General features: G+C 70.3%; 10 protein-coding genes and 6 tRNA genes. 4 read left to right on the forward strand and 12 right to left on the reverse strand.

The genetic code is table 11. The annotated features are described in order from the left end of the window. Nucleotides 1-27: 27 nt before the first annotated feature. The 4 genes from ACFMQL_RS37920 to ACFMQL_RS37935 all read right to left on the reverse strand — a co-directional run bounded on the left by ACFMQL_RS37920 (nucleotide 28) and on the right by ACFMQL_RS37935 (nucleotide 5,185). Nucleotides 28-882 carry a carbohydrate ABC transporter permease gene (locus tag ACFMQL_RS37920; protein ID WP_378789612.1) on the reverse strand — a complete coding sequence of 285 codons (855 nt, stop codon included), beginning with the start codon at nucleotides 880-882 and terminating at the stop codon, nucleotides 28-30. Next, nucleotides 879-1,835 (reverse strand): sugar ABC transporter permease, encoded by a 957-nt coding sequence (locus ACFMQL_RS37925; protein ID WP_364069155.1) that lies wholly within the window; start codon nucleotides 1,833-1,835, stop codon nucleotides 879-881. The genes ACFMQL_RS37920 and ACFMQL_RS37925 overlap by 4 nt, the downstream gene beginning before the upstream one ends. Before the next feature lie 77 nt (nucleotides 1,836-1,912). Continuing rightward, entirely contained in the window at nucleotides 1,913-3,187 is a 1,275-nt protein-coding gene (locus ACFMQL_RS37930) for a sugar ABC transporter substrate-binding protein (protein WP_364069153.1), read from the reverse strand. Between the two features lie 96 nt (nucleotides 3,188-3,283). After that, complete coding sequence (locus tag ACFMQL_RS37935; protein ID WP_378789615.1) at nucleotides 3,284-5,185, reverse strand: glycoside hydrolase family 127 protein; 1,902 nt, start codon at nucleotides 5,183-5,185, stop codon at nucleotides 3,284-3,286. A 393-nt stretch (nucleotides 5,186-5,578) separates the two neighbouring features. On the opposite strand from ACFMQL_RS37935, the gene ACFMQL_RS37940 reads away from it, so the two are divergent. Further along, nucleotides 5,579-6,595: a LacI family DNA-binding transcriptional regulator gene (locus ACFMQL_RS37940; RefSeq protein WP_364069149.1), complete on the forward strand. Its 1,017-nt coding sequence runs from the start codon at nucleotides 5,579-5,581 to the stop codon at nucleotides 6,593-6,595. A gap of 217 nt (nucleotides 6,596-6,812) precedes the next feature. On the opposite strand, the gene ACFMQL_RS37945 is transcribed toward ACFMQL_RS37940, so the two are convergent. Continuing rightward, entirely contained in the window at nucleotides 6,813-7,238 is a 426-nt protein-coding gene (locus ACFMQL_RS37945; protein WP_364069147.1) for a helix-turn-helix domain-containing protein, read from the reverse strand. A 109-nt stretch (nucleotides 7,239-7,347) separates the two neighbouring features. Between ACFMQL_RS37945 and ACFMQL_RS37950 the strand changes: the two genes are divergently transcribed. Both ACFMQL_RS37950 and ACFMQL_RS37955 read left to right on the forward strand, forming a co-directional pair. Continuing rightward, nucleotides 7,348-8,283 carry an NADP-dependent oxidoreductase gene (locus ACFMQL_RS37950; protein WP_378789617.1) on the forward strand — a complete coding sequence of 312 codons (936 nt, stop codon included), beginning with the start codon at nucleotides 7,348-7,350 and terminating at the stop codon, nucleotides 8,281-8,283. Between the two features lie 236 nt (nucleotides 8,284-8,519). Further along, a complete protein-coding gene (locus tag ACFMQL_RS37955) occupies nucleotides 8,520-9,602 on the forward strand; it encodes a serine hydrolase domain-containing protein (protein ID WP_364069143.1) in 1,083 nt (360 codons plus the stop codon). 608 nt (nucleotides 9,603-10,210) lie between these two features. Here ACFMQL_RS37955 and ACFMQL_RS37960 read toward each other — a convergent pair. From ACFMQL_RS37960 to ACFMQL_RS37990, 7 genes are all read right to left on the reverse strand, one after another. After that, nucleotides 10,211-10,711 (reverse strand): hypothetical protein, encoded by a 501-nt coding sequence (locus tag ACFMQL_RS37960; protein WP_378789619.1) that lies wholly within the window; start codon nucleotides 10,709-10,711, stop codon nucleotides 10,211-10,213. 65 nt (nucleotides 10,712-10,776) lie between these two features. Then, a tRNA-Tyr gene (locus ACFMQL_RS37965) sits at nucleotides 10,777-10,857 on the reverse strand. Nucleotides 10,858-10,863: 6 nt separating this feature from the next. Then, nucleotides 10,864-10,939 (reverse strand) — tRNA-Arg (locus ACFMQL_RS37970). A gap of 1 nt (nucleotide 10,940) precedes the next feature. After that, nucleotides 10,941-11,013, reverse strand: a tRNA-Glu gene (locus ACFMQL_RS37975). 4 nt (nucleotides 11,014-11,017) lie between these two features. Then, nucleotides 11,018-11,090, reverse strand: a tRNA-Leu gene (locus ACFMQL_RS37980). A 6-nt stretch (nucleotides 11,091-11,096) separates the two neighbouring features. Continuing rightward, nucleotides 11,097-11,168 (reverse strand) — tRNA-Gly (locus ACFMQL_RS37985). A gap of 1 nt (nucleotide 11,169) precedes the next feature. Next, nucleotides 11,170-11,243: transfer RNA gene (locus ACFMQL_RS37990), tRNA-Ala, on the reverse strand. A 496-nt stretch (nucleotides 11,244-11,739) separates the two neighbouring features. Between ACFMQL_RS37990 and ACFMQL_RS37995 the strand changes: the two genes are divergently transcribed. After that, nucleotides 11,740-12,876, forward strand: coding sequence for an IS701 family transposase (locus ACFMQL_RS37995; RefSeq protein ID WP_364070935.1), 1,137 nt, complete (start codon nucleotides 11,740-11,742; stop codon nucleotides 12,874-12,876). The last annotated feature ends 195 nt before the right edge of the window (nucleotides 12,877-13,071 follow it).

Below are 13,071 nucleotides of genomic sequence, written 5' to 3' on the forward strand. Positions count from 1 at the left end.
AGTATCGCACCGGGCCTTTCTCGGATCTCATTTGACGGCGCCCGCGATGAGGCCGGTGACGTAGTACCGCTGCAGCAGCAGGTACAGCACGATGCACGGGACGGCCGTGACGGCGACGCCGGCCTGGGTGAGCCCCCAGTTGAGGGTGCCGAGCTGGTTAGAGGCGAGCACGGTCAGCGTCACCGGCAGGGTGAACTTGGCCTCATCGGTGACGAGGATGAGCGCCGCGAAGAACTCGTTCCACGAGGCGAAGAACGTGAACAGCGCGGTGCTGATCACGCCGGGGATCGCGACCGGCAGCAGCACCCGCGTCATGGCGCCGACGAGGCCGCAGCCGTCCATGAGCGCGGCCTCCTCGATGCTCGGCGGCAGGGCGGCGAAGCTGTTGCGCATCAGGAAGATGCCGAACGGCAGCTGGAACGTCGCGTACACGAGGATGAGCCCGAGCAGCGTGTTGCTCAGCCCCATGCCGTGCAGGATGGAGAACAGCGGCGTGATGATCGCCTGGAACGGGATCATGAACGTGATGAGGATGACGAAGAACAGCACCCCGCTGCCGCGGAAGCGCAGCTTGGCGAAGCCGTAGCCGGCGAGCGTGGCGAGCACCACGGTCAGCAGGGTCGCGCCGGCGGCGACCATGAGGCTGTTGCCGACGTGCTGCCAGAGGCCGACCTGGCCGGTGTCGCCGAGTGCGGCGTAGTTCTCCAGCGAGAGGCTGTGCGGGTAGAGGGTGGGCGGGTTCTCCGTCGCCTCGGCCGGTGTCTTCAGCGACTGCGACAGCATCGTGTACAGCGGGTAGAGGATGACGACGGAGACGCACAGGCATGCGGCCCACCAGGCGGCGCGCGGAAGCGTCCTGCGGACGTCGGCGATGAGGTTCATGAGTGGTCCGAGTTGCGCAGCAGGAGCATCTGCACGGCGCTGACCGCGGCGAGCACGACCATGAGCATGGCCGACAGCGCGGCGCCGTAGCCGAGCTCGAAGTTGATGAACGACGTGCGGTAGATCTGGTAGACGGCGGTGATCGTCCCGTTGGACGGCCCGCCGCTGGTCATGATGTAGAACTGGTCGAACGCGAGCAGCGAGCCGGCCACGGAGAAGACCAGCACCAGCGCCAGGGTCGGCCGCAGCAGCGGCAGCGTGACGTGCCTGAACACCTTCCAGCGGCCCGCGCCGTCGATGCGCGCCGCCTCGGTCAGCTCGCCCGGGATCGACTGCAGGCCCGACAGCAGCAGGAGCATCTGCATGCCGGTGACCTTCCACACCACCATCGCGGTGACGATGAGCAGGCCGCTGGTGGCGGTGGCGAACCAGTTGGTGTCGCGGCTGCCGAGCCCGAACCGCACGGCGAGGTCCGACAGCGGGCCGAGGCCCGGCTGGGCGAGGTAGAGCCACAGGTACGCGGCCGCCGCGAAGCCGATCACCACGGGCAGGAAGAACACCGACTGGAAGACCCGCGCCGCCCGGCTCCGGCGATGGACGAGCAGGGCGAGCGCCAGGCCGGCGATGAACAGGATCGGCGTGATCAGTGCCGTGTACTCGAGGGTGAAGCGGATGGCGTTCAGCCACTCGGCGTCGCCCAGCGCCTTGACGTAGTTGGCGAGCCCGACGAACTGGTGGTCGCCGAGCAGCGGCCACTCGTGCAGCGACATCCAGAACGTCATGACGAGCGGGATGAGGAAGAACACGGTGACGACGGTCAGGGCGGGCGCCACCACGGCCATCCCCAGCAGCTGGCGGCGCCGTCTGATGGACAGCCGGGGCCCGCGCGGCCGCGTCGCCGCCGCGGTGTCCGGCGAGCCCGGCGTCACGTTCGGAATTGCGGTCTCGGTCATGCGGCCCTCCTCCGGCCGGCTCGGCCGATGTGGTGCATCCCGCCGCGGCGGCCCGGCGCCGCGGCGGGCATCGGTCCTCAGCCCTGGTCGATGATCTGCTGGGCGGCCTGCTTGGCCGCGTCCTGCGCCGCCTTGATGTCGCCGGTGCCGAACACCGCCTGGTTGATCATCTTGGCCCACGGGCCGTTGTTGTCGTTGATGATCGCGTTTTCGACCACGCTGTACGGGGTCTGCCCGGCGGCCATCGCGTCACCGAGCACCTTGTAGCGCGGGTCGAGCGGGGCGTAGATCTTGTCGATGAGGTCGGTGCGGATCGGGACGATGCCGTTCTCGGCCAGGATGGTCTGCGCCTCCTCGCCGGTGGCCCACTTGACGAAGTCGTAGGCCACGGCCTTGTTCTTGGCGCTCTTGGCGACGCCGATGAGGTCGCCGCCGGCGAACGAGGCGGTGCCGCCCTCCTTGCCGACGATGGGCGTGGCGCCGAAGTCGAACTTCTTGTCCTTCACCAGCGTCTGCACGAAGAAGGCGCCCAGGTTCACCATGCCGACCTTGCCGCTCTGGAAGGACTGCGGCTGCACGGTGCCGCCGTCGGTCTTGGCCGAGGGAGGCATCAGCCCTTCGGTCCACATCTGGCGGTAGAAGGCCAGGGCGTCGGTCACCTCGGGGCTGTCGAACATCGCGGTCTTGCCGTCGTCGGACAGGATCTTCCCGCCGCTGGCCCACACATGCGGGGCGAACTCGAAGACGTTGCAGCCGCCGCACTGCCCGGCCATGGTGAAGCCGTAGTAGTCGCTGCCGAGCTTGCGGATCGCGCGCGCCGCCTCCAGCATCTCTGCGTAGTTGGCAGGCGGCTTGTCGGGGTCGAGTCCGGCCTTCTTGAACAGGTCCTTGTTGTAGAAGGTGACCGACGCCTCGGCGGTGAACGGCAGCGCGTAGGTCTTGCCTTCGTAGACGGCGAGCTTCTTGTGCGCCTCGCTGAGCCCGTCCTTCCAGCTCAGCGAGTTCAGCACCGGGGTGAGGTCCTCGAAGACGCCCTTGGAGGCGAAGTACGGCGCGAACACCAGGTCGATCGAGGTGATGTCCGGTCCCGCTCCGGAGGCGGCGGCGGTGCCGAACTTCTGCACGAAGTTGCCCGACGGCACGATGGTGACCGTCACCTTGCCTTCGTGCGTCTTGTTGTACTGGTCGGTGAGGAGCTTGATGAAGCCCTTGGCACTGTCGCGTACCCAGAGGGTGGCGGTGCCGGTCGGCTTGTCGCCGGCCGCCGACGTCTGGCCTGCGTCGCCGCCCCCGCAGGCCGAGACGGCGATCGCGAGAGCGGCCGCCAGGGCCGCGAGCCTCGTGGTTCTCATGGTGACTTCGCTTTCTGCCCGCGCCGCGTGCGGGCGGTGAGCCGGGCCGCTTCCCGCGCGAGGCCCGGCAGGGGGTGGAGGGGGGTGGATGGAGGGTCAGGCGGTCGGGATCCACACGCGCATGGCTCCTGGGCCGCGGTTCGCCCAGGCGTGGTAGGGGATGGCGGTGAAGGTGATCGGGGTGCGGGCGGCGGGGGCCTGGCCGTACGGGCCGTACAGCTCCGTCCCCAGCGGCTGGATCGTGCCGGACAGGCGCAGCCGGACGGGCGTGAGGTCGCCGGGGGTGCGCTCCTCGGTGATCGGGGCGGCGGTGTCGAGGCGGAGCTGCTCGACCAGGACGCCTTCGGGCAGGTCGGCCTGCTCGACGCAGTACACGATCGGCCCGCGCAGGACGGCCGCGCAGCCGCGTACGGCGTCCACGCGCTCGTCGGCGCGCACCAGGCGCGGCGTCATCGGCAGCGTCAGGCGCACGGTGGCGCCGTCGTCGCAGGCCACGCGCAGGTAGTCGCCGGGAACCGGCTCGGCGAGCACGCGCCCTCCGGTGACGGTGGCGGTGGCGCCCTCGGCCCAGGACGGCACCCGGACGGCCAGCTCGCCGGCGCCGCTGACCGTGACCAGCACGTCGCCGTCCCACGGGTAGCCGGTCTCGACGGCGGCGCTCATGTTCCGGCCGGTGAACGTGCCCGCGGTGAGCAGGTGCAGCTGCAGCCCGTCGGGGCCGGACGTGGCCGTGTAGGCGCCGGCCGAGGCCAGCAGGCGGGCCAGGTTCGGCGGGCAGCAGGCGCAGTTGTACCAGGGCAGGCGCTCGCTGGGCGCGTCCTCGTGCGAGCCGTCGTGCCCGGTGCGCAGCTGGAGCGGGTTGGAGTAGAAGAACGCGGTGCCGGTGTGGTCCATGGAGGCGGCGATCGCGTTCAGCAGCGCGCGCTCCATCTCCTCGGCGTAGCGGGCCTTGCCCGTGGCCAGCAGCATCCGCCAGCACCACTGCAGGGCCGCGATGGAGGCGCAGGTCTCGGCGTAGGCGCGGTCGGGGGGCAGCTCGTACGGGTCGCCGTACGCCTCGTCGCGGTGCCGGGAGCCGTGCCCGCCGGTGATGTACATCTTGGTGCCGAAGGCGCTGTCCCACAGGCGTTCCATCGCCTCCAGCAGCGTCTCGTCGCCGTTCTCCAGGTAGACGTCGGTGACGCCGGCGGCCAGGTAGAGTTGCCTGACCGAGTGCCCGATCGCCTCGGTCGCCTCCCGTACCGGCAGGTGGTCCTGGAAGTACTGCGAGCCGAAGCGGCCGGCGCCGAGCGAGCGGTGGCCGCGGCGTTCGATCTGCAGCTCGGCCGCGCGCAGGTAGGACTCCTCCCCCGTCTCCCGGTACAGCTCGACCAGGGCCGTCTCTATCTCGGGGTGGCCGTCGATGAGCGGGCGGCCGTCCTCGCCGAGCTCGCGCACGATGAGGTCGGCGACGCGGCGGGCGATCGCGAGGAAGCGTTCGTCGCCGCCGCCTCGGTGCAGGGCCACGGCCGCCTGGATGAGGTGGCCCGCGCAGTAGAGCTCGTGGGTCCACTCGAGGTCGGTGAACGGCTCCCTGCCGGTGCCCTGCACGTAGGTGTTGAGGTAGCCGTCGGGGGCCTGCGCGCGTTCGAGCAGGTCGGCCAGCTCCGTGAGCAGGTCCGCCCAGCGGCCGGTGCCGCTGCGCCCGGCCTCCCAGCCGATGGCCTCAAGCGTCTTGTACAGGTCGGAGTCGGCGAACCACGGCCCCTTGAACGTGCCCTGCGGCCCGTCTTCGCCCGCCGCGGCCAGGCGGCGGAAGTTCTCGATGGCGGAGGTCCGCTCGACGTTGTCGACGCAGTGCGGGATGGTGGCCGTGGCGTTGAGCTCCTGCCAGCCGCCGAGCAGGGACGCGGGGTCCGGCTTCGCCGCGTCCAGCGGTATGGGGGCAAGTCGCGCTGGCCTACGCGGTACGGCCGGGCCCGGGATCCGGGTTCGGGGCGGCGCGTCTTGGGTGTGCACGTTCTGCTGTTGCCTCTCGTGGAGATCGTGGAGCGGTCGACCGGGTCGCTGCTGACGCCGAACCACCGCCGCACGGTGACGTCGGGATCAATCGCGGATGGACGGGAACGTGAGGGCGGCAACACCGCCGGGAAACATGAATGAAACCTTTTCCCGTTCGTCAACATAGGACCGTGCCGTTGAACCGGTCAAGACCCGAGCGCCATGACGCCGCGAAAACAACAGCTCACAGTGGCCATCTGAGGCTCCGACCGGCATCCTGGCGTTCGGCACGGCCTATCGCGGAGCATCACACACGTGTACGGTTGAGGAAAATTTTCCTAGACGAGATCACGTGTTTCCGGCTTACGGTTGTGATCACGCAGCCCCGCCATCGACGACGAAGAACAGCACATGACCGAGGATCTTTCTCCCCAGGCCGCGGGCCGCCGCGTCGGCATCGCGGACGTGGCCGCCAGGGCCGGCGTGTCCTTGGGCACCGCGTCCAAGGCGCTCAACGGCCGTGGCAACCTCCGCGAGGAGACCCGGGCCCGGGTGCGCGCCGCGGCCGAGGAGCTGGGCTTCGCCCCCAACACCAACGCGCGCAGCCTGCTGTCCGGGCGTACGTTCACCGTCGGCATCATCACCACCGACAGCTACGGCCGCTTCAGCATCCCCGTGATGCGCGGCGCCGAGGACTCGCTCGCCGCCGGCGAGATGATCGCCTTTCTGTGCGACAGCCGCGACGACCCCATCCGCGAGCAGCACCACCTGCGCAAGCTGCTCGAACGCCGGGTCGACGGCATCATCGTGGCCGGGCGGCGCACCGACGAGCGCCGCCCTCTGGGCCGCGACCTGCCCGTCCCCGTCGTGTACGCGCTCGCGCCGAGCAGCGACCCGGACGACTGCAACGTCGTCAGCGACGAGCGCGGCGCCGCGCGCCTGGCCGTGGACCACCTCGTCAAGACCGGCCGCCGCCGCATCGCCCACATCACCGGCCCGCACTCCCACGCCTCGGCCCGCGAACGCGCAGACGCCACGATCGAAGCGCTGGCCGGGCACGGCCTCCGGCTCGTGGGCGAGCCCTACTTCGGCAGCTGGACCGAAGCGTGGGGGCGCTTCGCCGCCGCCCAGCTGCTGCGCGCCCACCCCGACGTGGACGGCGTCTTCTGCGGCAACGACGTGGTGGCCCGCGGCGTCACCGACGGGCTGCGCGAGGCCGGGGTCTCCCTGCCCATGCAGGTCGGCGTCGTCGGCGTGGACAACTGGGCCCTGGTGGCGGAGGCCGCGCGGCCACCGTTGACGACGGTCGACCTGGGGCTGGAGGAGATCGGCCGCCGGGCCGCCGAGCTGCTGATCGCCGCGATCGACGGGCATCCGCAGCCGGGCCGCCATGTGGTGGCGGGCCACCTCGTCGTGCGCGAGTCCTGACACCGGGCCGGAGCCTCAGTGACGGTCTCGGCCGGGCGGTTGCGGGCGGCCTCGGTAGGCGCGGCGGTAGGCGGCCGACGTGGTGGCCGCGTCGCGGGCCAGGTGCAGACGGCGGCCATCCCGGTGCCGCTCTCCGGCAGCGGACGCCGCGGGAACTGCGCCTGCCCGCCTTCCCGGTGCGGCGCCATGACCAGGCGGCGCGGACCTGGCTTCGGAGCTATGGCAGGTGCTCCTGCCGCTCACCTGATTCGCGCTCGTCGTAGGCGGCGCGGGCGGCGGTGACCTCGTCGATGTGCGTCTCGGCCCAGTCCTTGATGGCCTGCATCACGGGCAGCAGGCTTCTGCCCAGCGGGGTGAGGGCGTAGTCGACCCGTACCGGGACGGAGAGCGTGACCGACCGGGAGACCAGGCCATCGCGTTCGAGGGTGCGCAGGGTCTGGGTGAGCATCTTCTCGCTGACGCCGGCGATGGTCCGCGACAGGCCGCTGTAGCGCTGGGGACCATCGGCGAGGGCGGTGAGCACGAGACCCACCCACTTGTCGCCGATCCTGTCGAGAAGCTGACGTGTCGGGCAGGTCGCGAGGTAGGCGTCGTAGGCGATGCGCGCCTGCTCGCGCTGCTGGGCGGCGGTGCGGGTGGTCATCGCTCTCCATTCCGTACGGTACGCACCTTCAGGTACGTACTTCCCAACAGAGAGTAAGTCTCCATACGGTCTTCCTCAAGTTCCGACTTTTCGTGATGAGGAGATCTTCATGCGTGCAGTCGTCGTCCGTTCGTTCGGCGGGCCCGAGGTCCTGGAAGTCGCGGAGGTTCCGGTGCCGGTCGCGGGAGAAGGACAGGTGCGGATCCGGGTCGAGGCCGCGACCGTCAATCCTGTCGATCTGGCCACCCGGTCGGGTGCGCTCGCCGAGGCGGGCCTGATGTCGGCGCGGGACGTGGTGGGCCTCGGGTGGGACGTCGCGGGAACCGTCGAGGAGGTCGGCCCGGGAGTCACCGGGATCGAGCCCGGAGACCGGGTGATCGGCCTGTCCGACCGGCTGGACGTCCCGCTCGGCGCCCAGGCCGACCAGGTCGTGCTCGATGCGGACGCGGTCACGGCCGCACCCGCGGGCGTCTCGCCCGTACAGGCCGCCACACTTCCCCTGAACGGGCTCACCGCCGCGCAGGCGCTCGACGGCCTCGGCCTGAGCCCCGGGCAGACGCTGCTGGTGACCGGGGCGGCCGGCGCCGTCGGCGGCTTCGCGACCCAGCTCGCCGCCGCGCGCGGCATCCGGGTGATCGCGGTCGCCGGAGCCGGCGACGAGCCGCTCGTCCGCGAGCTCGGAGCCGATCTCTTCGTGCCGCGTACGGCACGGCTGGGCGAGGCCGTTCGCGCCCTCGTTCCCGGCGGCGTGCACGCTGCGCTGGACGCCGCCCTGACCGGCGCGGCCGCCCTCGACGCGGTCCGGTCGCATGGGGCCTTCGCCGCGCTCGTGGCCGGAGCGGCGCCGCCTCCGCTGCGCGGCGTCCGCGTCTTCACCCACTGGATCTACGCTGACGGCGCCCGCCTCGCCGAGCTCGCCGCCCTGGTCGAGGCGGGGTCACTCACCCTTCGCGTGGCCGGGACCCTGCCTTTGGAGCAGGTCGCCGCCGCGCACAAGCGCCTCGCAGAAGGCGGCCTCCGCGGCCGTCTCGTCCTCACCCCTTGAGGCCGCTGCCGCCCCGCGCCTTGCGGGCGATCGGGTGACGGGCCTTCGATGGCCGTCGGCCGGGGATCCGGCTCCCTGGCGCTGACGTACGCGTTCGGTTGCGCTGCCGCGCCGATCACGCTCGTGTTGTCGCTGGGCGCCGACACCAGGGCGTGGTACGCGCTGAAGGACCGGTCCCGACGCGGACCGGCCGTTACGCTGGCCGGTGCATGCCCGCCTGCCTGCAAGGACGCATCATGGACTGCTACGACCCGATCATCCGGCTGCTGGAGCGGGGCGTGCGCGAGCAGGTCTTCCCGGGGGCGGTGTGGGCTGTCGGCGATGCGAGCGGCGTGCTCGGCTGGGGAGCCCGCGGGCTGGCCGACCCCGACGATCCCGGGTCCGCGATGCGGCGCGAGACGATCTTCGATGTCGCAAGCCTGACCAAGATCGTCGCGGTGTGGTCCGTGATCGGCGCCCTGTGGGAGGAGGGGCGGCTGCCGCTGGACCAGCCCCTGGGCACTTTCTGGCCCGAGGTCGCGGGCCGGCCGCTCGGTCAGGTCACCGCACATCACCTGCTCACCCATACCGCCGGCGTGCCGCTGCGGGCCAACCTCAAGGCGTCGTACGGCACCGACCCCCGCGCCGTCCGGGAGGGAGTGCTGCGTGAGGCCCTGCACCGGCCGCCCGGCGAGGCCGTCGAGTACACCGACCGGGCCGCCCTCATCCTGGGCTTCCTCGCCGAGCACCTCACCGGCGCCCCGCTCGACCGGCTCGCCGCGAGCCTGATCTGGCGGCCGCTGGGCATGACCGGCACGAGGTTCGGGCCGCTGCCGGACGCCGAGCGGGCGCGGTGCGCTCCGACCGAGTTCGACCCGGGGTCCGGCGCCCACCTCAAGGGTGTCGCCCATGACTTCTCCGCCCGTCTGCTCGGCGGCGTGTGCGGCATCGCCGGCGTCTTCTCCACCCTGGACGACCTGGCCCGCTTCCAGCGGCACCTCCTCAACCCCGCCCCCGGGGCCGGGTTCGGGGAGGCGTGGGTGACGCAGTCGCTGCGGATCCAGACCGGCGGCCTCGCTCCCCGGCGCGGCCTGTTCTGGCACCCCGGCCCCGGCGGCGACGAGGACGTGTACGTGCACTACGGCTTCACCGGCACGGCCCTGTGGGTCTCCGCCAAGCAGTCACGGTGGGCCGTCCTGCTGACGAACAAGCTCTACTTCGGCCGGGACCGCGAGCCGATCGCGGCCGTCCGCAGCGCCTTCCACGCACTCGTCTTCACCGGAAGCAGATCACTCCCCCGTGCGGCGCCAGGAGATCAGCCGGAGAGCAGGTCGCGCTGAACCAGCGAAAGGCCCGGATCCCGCCGCCTGGGGTTCGGGCCCTGCGCATATGCCGGCGCCCACCCCGCCCGCACAACCCGCACGTGACGCTCCGCGCCCGAGGCCGTGACGTCCGAGTAACCGCCGCGCCGCCGGTGAAGCTGCCCTGCCCCGTAGGAACCTGTGGCGCCGCCGCTGGTCCGGCGCCTTCCCCTGACGCCCGTCGAACACACCGGCGTCTCGCTGGAGGGCAAGCAGCAAGGGCGTGTTTCAGAGGGCGATGAGCCAGTCGGTGATGGCGGAGATGTGGATGCGCAGCTGCGACACGCCGCCGGTCAACGCTCCGAGGCAGCCCCTAGGGTCCCCTGGTCACCTCGGCCGGCCGTTCGGTGATTTCGCGAAGGGATGCGGCCTCGGCGGCCAACGCCGTAGGCACGTCCGTCGTGCGGTGCCGGATCGCGCAATACGGCGGCCGGCGCGGTCCAAGGCGGCCGTGGACGCGGCCGGAGCCGAGGGTCAAGTGCTGAGAGTCCGGGCCATGCGGATCGGCGAGCCGGCGCGGCCGTCAGAACGCGCCGGGAAGCCCATGAAAAGCCGGCACGATTGACGAATCTCGTCAATCGACAATGTCATGCCCGCGTTCTTGCATAGAGGGCGAGATCGCGGGCCAGATGGGCGCGGCGCAGGCCGCGCGTTCGCAGGTATCGGAGATCCTCGGCGGTGTCGTACATGAGCTGAAGGTGGAAGTAGTTCACGTGCTCCAAAAACGCGAACAAGCCGAACACCAGACCCGGCCAGCTTCCCACTCCCGGATCGGTGACCACGCCCCGAAGGATGACGAGCAGGCCCGCGGTCAGAACGGCGACATTGCCCCAGCGGGCGACCGTGAAAGCGCCGGCTCCGGGCAGGGTTTTGCGGCCCGTGTCCAGCCTGCGGCGCTTGGCCCGCCAATAAGCGGCTCCCTCCAGCAGGAGAAGCGCGGTCAGACCGAAGCCCACGATGTTCACGGTCGTCAGCGGAAACCCGACCACGACGAACCAGATCATCGCCTGCAGCGGGATGTTGAGCAACTCGAGCCACGCCAGCGAACGCAGCCGTCGCCGAATCCACGTATGAGAGCGATGATCCATTCGCCGCATTATCGCAGGCTCATTCAGCTCCGCATCATGGGGGTCCGGCGGCGCCGGGAAAGCGGTGCGCGAGGACGGAGTCGAACCGCCACAGCCGAAGCGTCCGGTTTACAGCCGGGTGGGCTCGCCACATGCCCAGCTCGCGCGTGAGGTGACCCCAGCAGGACTCGAACCTGCACCAGACCCGGCTTCGTAGGCCGGCGCTCTCGTCCATTGAGCTATGGGGCCGTACCCCGTACCGGATTCGAACCGGCGATCTCCCGGGTGAAAGCCGGGTGTCCTGACCACTGGACGAACGGGGCGCAGTACGTCCGGCGGGATTCGAACCCGCACTGACCGGTTCCTAAGACCGGCGCCTCTCCCATTGGGCTACGGACGCGTGGAGAGCCGCAGCGGGGACTCGAACCCCGTCCTGCTGGTTGGAAGCCAGCCGCCTTACCCGTTCGGCTTCTGCGGCTTGGTGGACCGACGGGATCTCGAAACCCGAACTCCTGCTTGCAAGGCAGGTGTGATGCCTTTTCACCATCAGCCCATGGCGCTTCGCTGTGCAATTGTCAATCAGCAAAAGGAAAGGCCGCCGGGTGGTCACCTGGCGGCCTCTGGAATGGTCCTCTCCGAGGATCATCCAGGAGCCACCTCATGCAGGGCGCGGCCCAGCTCGGCAGGGCGGCGATAGCCTCGCCCTTCCTCTCCGAGTGCGGCGGCCGCGAGAAGCATGACGTGGTTCCTTTGCTGTGGTCCGGAGGGGGCGGATCGGGCACCGCCCCGCGTTTCGTTGTCATCGACGGTAATGGCGGACTCGGCGGTCGTGCCACTTATTTTTTCGGACGCATGAGCGCCACCGGGAATTCCCGCCGAGTTCTTAGTACTCCAGCCGCACTTCGAGATCTCGATCTGGTCGAGGCTGAGACGTGAGACGGCCACCGCAGTGATCATGTGGGTGTGTGGAATCCAGATGATCGGCGGTGGCCGTGGCAGCCACGGTAGCCGAAATCGACCCGCGTGTATGGGCCGATGCGTTCGATGACCTGTTCGCGCAGGTAGTGGCACCGTTCTTCGGCCGGCGTGAGCCGCGGATCAGAGCGCGTGGTTACCTGCTGGGCCTGCTGAGTTCGCTGGAACGCAAGAACGGCTGGTCCCTGGCCGAGTTCGCCGGAGACGCGACACCCGACGGGATGCAACGACTGCTCAACCACGCCCGCTGGGACGTCGATGCGGTCCGGGATGCACTGCGGGCCCAGGTCGCCGAGCGGCTCGGGTGCCTGGACGGGGTGCTGGTGGTCGACGACACCGGGTTCGAGAAGAAGGGCCGCCGCTCGGCCGGGGTGCAGCGCCAGTACACCGGCACGGCCGGAAAGATCACCAACTGTCAGGTCGGAGTGTTCGCCTCCTACCTGCACCCCGGCCGGCAACGGGTGCTGATCGACCGGGAACTGTATCTGCCCGCTTCCTGGTTCACCGCACCCGAGCGGCGCACCGACGCCGGCATCCCGGAGCAGGTGGAGTTCGCGACCAAACCGGAGCTGGCCTGGAGGATGATCGAGCGGGCCGCCGACGATCCGCTGCTCACCTTCGCCTGGCTCACCGCGGATGAGGGCTACGGCGACAACCCCGTGTTGCGTGAGCGGTGCCGCAGCCGGGGTTTGAGCTACGTGTTCGCTGTCTCCTGTGACCACCCGATCGTGCTGGCCGGCCGGAAGATGCGTGCCGATGAGGTCTTCGCCGCGCTGGAGGAGCAGGCGTGGCAGCGTTACTCCTGCGGCCAGGGTGCCAAGGGCCACCGCTACTACGACTGGGCGTGGATCCCGCTCGGCCCGGCCGAGTGGCTGCTGGCCCGCCGCTCCATCACTGATTCCGGCGAGCTGGCGTTCTACACCTGCTGGGCCACCGGCCCGGTCGCGCTGCCGGAGCTGGTGCGAGTGGCGGGATCGCGGTGGAGCGTGGAGGAATGCTTCCAGGCCACCAAGAACGAGGTCGGCCTGGACCATTACCAGGTCCGCAAGCACCTGGCCTGGTATCGGCACGTCACGTTGGCCATGGTCGCTCACGCTCACCTGGCTTTCCTCGCCGCCGGCCCACCCGGCGCAACGGGCGCTCAGCAGGGCGAGGCTTTCTCGGGCCTGGCCACACAGGGGGCCCTGCCGACAGGGACGATCACAGCTTGAGGGTGCGAACGGTGACGATTCCGGCGAGCTGATCCCGCTTACCGTCAACGAGATCCGGCGTCTGCATGCTCATCTTGCCCAGCCCCGGCACCCTGCCAGTCATCGAATCCGCTGGTCACAGTGGCGACGTCGGCATCAAGCCCGCGCCCGCCGCTGCCATTACCAGCGACAGCGACGAATCATCGATCACTAAAT

Source organism: Nonomuraea fastidiosa (genome assembly GCF_042751225.1).
Taxonomy (GTDB): domain Bacteria; phylum Actinomycetota; class Actinomycetes; order Streptosporangiales; family Streptosporangiaceae; genus Nonomuraea; species Nonomuraea fastidiosa.

What these genes read in the sequence shown, in the direction of transcription:
- ACFMQL_RS37955 (WP_364069143.1), top strand. Translation starts at nt 8,520, where the DNA reads ATGGACTGCTACGACCCGATCATCCGGCTGCTGGAGCGGGGCGTGCGC.
- ACFMQL_RS37940 (WP_364069149.1), top strand. Translation starts at nt 5,579, where the DNA reads ATGACCGAGGATCTTTCTCCCCAGGCCGCGGGCCGCCGCGTCGGCATC.
- ACFMQL_RS37930 (WP_364069153.1), bottom strand. Translation starts at nt 3,187, where the DNA reads ATGAGAACCACGAGGCTCGCGGCCCTGGCGGCCGCTCTCGCGATCGCC.
- ACFMQL_RS37945 (WP_364069147.1), bottom strand. Translation starts at nt 7,238, where the DNA reads ATGACCACCCGCACCGCCGCCCAGCAGCGCGAGCAGGCGCGCATCGCC.
- ACFMQL_RS37920 (WP_378789612.1), bottom strand. Translation starts at nt 882, where the DNA reads ATGAACCTCATCGCCGACGTCCGCAGGACGCTTCCGCGCGCCGCCTGG.
- ACFMQL_RS37925 (WP_364069155.1), bottom strand. Translation starts at nt 1,835, where the DNA reads ATGACCGAGACCGCAATTCCGAACGTGACGCCGGGCTCGCCGGACACC.
- ACFMQL_RS37950 (WP_378789617.1), top strand. Translation starts at nt 7,348, where the DNA reads ATGCGTGCAGTCGTCGTCCGTTCGTTCGGCGGGCCCGAGGTCCTGGAA.
- ACFMQL_RS37960 (WP_378789619.1), bottom strand. Translation starts at nt 10,711, where the DNA reads ATGGATCATCGCTCTCATACGTGGATTCGGCGACGGCTGCGTTCGCTG.